At 60.1% G+C, this 2,911-nt stretch carries 3 protein-coding genes and 1 tRNA gene; 1 reads left to right on the top strand and 3 read right to left on the bottom strand.

Translation table 11 applies throughout. From position 1 onward, the window contains the following. Positions 1-37: 37 nt before the first annotated feature. The gene (locus tag EN984_RS29100; RefSeq protein WP_127267062.1) at positions 38-499 is read left to right on the top strand and encodes a YbaK/EbsC family protein; all 462 of its coding nucleotides are present in this window, start codon (positions 38-40) and stop codon (positions 497-499) included. A gap of 76 nt (positions 500-575) precedes the next feature. Here EN984_RS29100 and EN984_RS29095 read toward each other — a convergent pair whose 3' ends face one another. The 3 genes from EN984_RS29095 to EN984_RS29085 all read right to left on the bottom strand — a co-directional run bounded on the left by EN984_RS29095 (position 576) and on the right by EN984_RS29085 (position 2,819). After that, entirely contained in the window at positions 576-1,256 is a 681-nt protein-coding gene (locus tag EN984_RS29095) for an outer membrane protein (protein ID WP_127267063.1), read from the bottom strand. A 299-nt stretch (positions 1,257-1,555) separates the two neighbouring features. Next, a tRNA-Pro gene (locus EN984_RS29090) sits at positions 1,556-1,632 on the bottom strand. Positions 1,633-1,688: 56 nt separating this feature from the next. Beyond that, positions 1,689-2,819 carry an O-antigen ligase family protein gene (locus EN984_RS29085; RefSeq protein WP_245480138.1) on the bottom strand — a complete coding sequence of 377 codons (1,131 nt, stop codon included), beginning with the start codon at positions 2,817-2,819 and terminating at the stop codon, positions 1,689-1,691. Between the last annotated feature and the right edge of the window lie 92 nt (positions 2,820-2,911).

Below are 2,911 nucleotides of genomic sequence, written 5' to 3'. Positions count from 1 at the left end.
GCCGTCCATCAAGCTTTTTGAGCCATGGGTTTTCGATATGAGCCTGGAATCCGTTCGTGCCTTCTTCGCCACCCACGCGCCCGATATCGACGTCGTTGTCACGGAAGCGAGCTCGGCGACGGTGATGTTGGCGGCCGAGGCGCATGGCGTGCTGCCGGCCCAGATCGCCAAGACGATCTGCCTGCGCGTCGGCGACCGCACCATGCTGGTGGTGACCAGCGGCATCGCCAGACTGGACAACCGCAAATTCAAGGACCAGTTCGGCGGCAAGCCGCGCATGCTCGACGCCGCCGAGGTTGTCGAAGCGACCAGCCACCCGGTCGGCGGCGTCTGCCCGTTCGGCCTGCCGGCGCCGCTGCCGGTCTATTGCGACGTATCGCTGCGCGAGTTTGACGAAGTGGTGCCTGCGGCAGGCGCCACCAACGCCGCGGTGCGGATTGCACCGCAGCGCATGGTCGATCTCACCGGCGCTGAATGGGTGGATGTCTGTCAGGGCTAGGTTGAGGTCCCAGATTGGGCGTGAACAGCTGGCACGGACACCGGCTGACGACGGCAGTCACAGCCTACCATGCCGATCAGAATTTGTAGCTCAAGCTCGCGGAAACCGTATGGGTGCTTGGCTTCAAGATGGTTGGCCCAAGCTGGTCGTTCGCAAAATCGTGACTGCCGAAATGAGCATATGCATAATCGACGCCGACAATCCACTTCTCGTTGAGCGCATAGTCGACACCAGCGCCAATGGTCCAGCCAATGTAGGTTCGGCTTTGAGGATCGCTGCGATCCCCCGTGGTGGAATAGAAGACGTCATTTGCGTGCAGAAAAGCGATGCCGCCCTTTACATAAGGCATGAACCTATCTGCCGCGTAGCCAACCTTTGCAACAATGTGAGCTTGCCAGTCCGTGTGTACATTGATCTCTTCGTCATCAAACGTACTGTCCGCACCCTCGTTGAAAACTGCAACCAGCGATGCCTCGCCGCCGAGTACGAAATTGTTCGCGAACTGATAATTGTATCCGACTTTGCCACCAATTTCGGCTGACGTGTTGTCGGCATTGTAGCCGGAAGGATCATAGTTCGGGATGTCGAAATCACCCTTCAGGTAGTTCACCCCGGCGACGATACCCACATAGCCCCCAGTCCAGATGAAACCGGCAGGCGCCACATCCTGCGATGGCACATTGATGATCGGGTCGGCGGCAAGCGCCCCGCCCGTGAGGGCCAAAAGCAGTGCTGAAGAGAGAATGATCGTCTTCATGATATCCCCAAGATTCTACGCTGCTTAATCTACACACCAGCCCAAGCTTGAAAAGCGCTTCCATGTGATTGGAAACGTTTGGAATATGAGCGTTGTGAAACTGCCACACATTCGTGAATCGAGTTGAACTCAAGGTTTCAAGCGATTCAACGCGCCAATCGGCTTCCATCTCGTGCCGCCGACAGCCTCAATTCGTGTCGAAGAGCTGGAACTTTTGGTCTGTGCTACCCTTCGGGTGTCCGGAAAGGTGTCTCGTGGAAAGGCGGAAAGGACTTTTGGGGGCAAGTCCTGCTTTGAAATGGTCGGAGTGGCCGGATTCGAACCGACGACCCCTTGACCCCCAGTCAAGTGCGCTACCGGGCTGCGCTACACTCCGGACCGGTCGCGATGTATCGTGATAACCCCGTGCGGGTCAACCGAATTCCGCGACTTTTATCCCGCTGCGATTGCCGGTGCCGGCGAGCCCTGCAAGGCAGGCCGAAACAGCAGTTGATGGCGGTATTCCAGCGCGATGGCGCCCCAGATCAGGCCGAGCAGCAGGTAGACATGGCGCCAGTGGTCGATGTCGATGAAGGTGCCCAGCCCTATATTGCCGATGAAGGCGACGTAGGCGCACAGGAGATAGGGCTGCCACGGCCGGTCGCGCAGCAGGATGCGGAAGCCGGCTGCTATCGTCCACAAGACGAGCGCCAGGAACGACACGAAGCCGAGCCAGCCATAATCCATCAGCATCTTCAGCCAGATATCGTGGGTGTCTTCACCGAAGATCGTGCCGAAGACCAGCGGGCCGATGCCAAACGGATGCTCCATCGCCATCTGGAAGCCGATGCCGTAGCGGGCGAAGCGGCCGAGGCGGGCGGTGTCGTAGCTCTGTTCGAGCTGGGCACGGTTGGAGAACATCTCCGACACGCCGGGCAGCTGCAGGATGACGATCATGGCGACGACCAGCAGCGCCAGTGCGGCCATCGTCATCACCACCACACGCAGCCGGAACTTGCCGCTGGCGCTCTGCAGGAACAGGCAGCCGGTGAGCAGGACGGCCGAGACGGTGAACATGCCCCAGGCGCCGCGCGAGAAGGAGAAGAAGATGCCGGCGGTGATGATCAGCAGCGGCACCGCCAGCAGCGGCATGCGTGTCGCCGGTCCGGTCAAAAGCAGATAGAGCAGATAGATGCCGGGCAGCACCAGGAACGGGCCGAACACGTTCGGGTCCTGGAAGGCGCCGGCGGCGCGATCGTATTTGGTGAACATCTCCGCGCCCGGAAAGGCATGGAAATAGCCTGCAATGCCAAGCAGCGATGTGGCCACTGCCGAGACCACATAGGCAATGAAGATCAGCCGGTAGAGGCTCGGCTGTACGGCGGTGATCGATGCGAAGAACACCGCGCTGAAGGCGAGAAACAGCGACACGGCGAGATAGAGCGGCGTGTTGGCGAGGTCCGCCATCTGCGTCATGGAGATCATGCCGCCGATGTTCATCGTCACCAGCAGCACCAATAAGGGCGTGGCCGCGCGGGAAATCCTCAGGCCGAAAAGCGCCCAGATGGCGATCAGCCCGGCCATGTAGAGCTCATAGGGCGCCGGCTCGCTGATGACGAAGCCCGACAGCAAGGGGCCGGTGCTGTTCCATCAGAAGCGGCACGGCTTCAACAACG

Source organism: Mesorhizobium sp. M7A.F.Ca.CA.004.12.1.1 (assembly GCF_003997835.1).
In the GTDB taxonomy this organism is placed as follows: Bacteria; Pseudomonadota; Alphaproteobacteria; order Rhizobiales; family Rhizobiaceae; genus Mesorhizobium.
Note: the sequence above shows the minus strand (reverse complement) of the source record. Positions and strands in the feature narration are given on the sequence as shown.

Excerpts from the sequence above, each read along its gene's own strand:
- EN984_RS29100 (WP_127267062.1), top strand. The coding sequence starts at position 38 with ATGAGCCTGGAATCCGTTCGTGCCTTCTTCGCCACCCACGCGCCCGAT.
- EN984_RS29095 (WP_127267063.1), bottom strand. The coding sequence starts at position 1,256 with ATGAAGACGATCATTCTCTCTTCAGCACTGCTTTTGGCCCTCACGGGC.
- EN984_RS29085 (WP_245480138.1), bottom strand. The coding sequence starts at position 2,819 with ATGGCCGGGCTGATCGCCATCTGGGCGCTTTTCGGCCTGAGGATTTCC.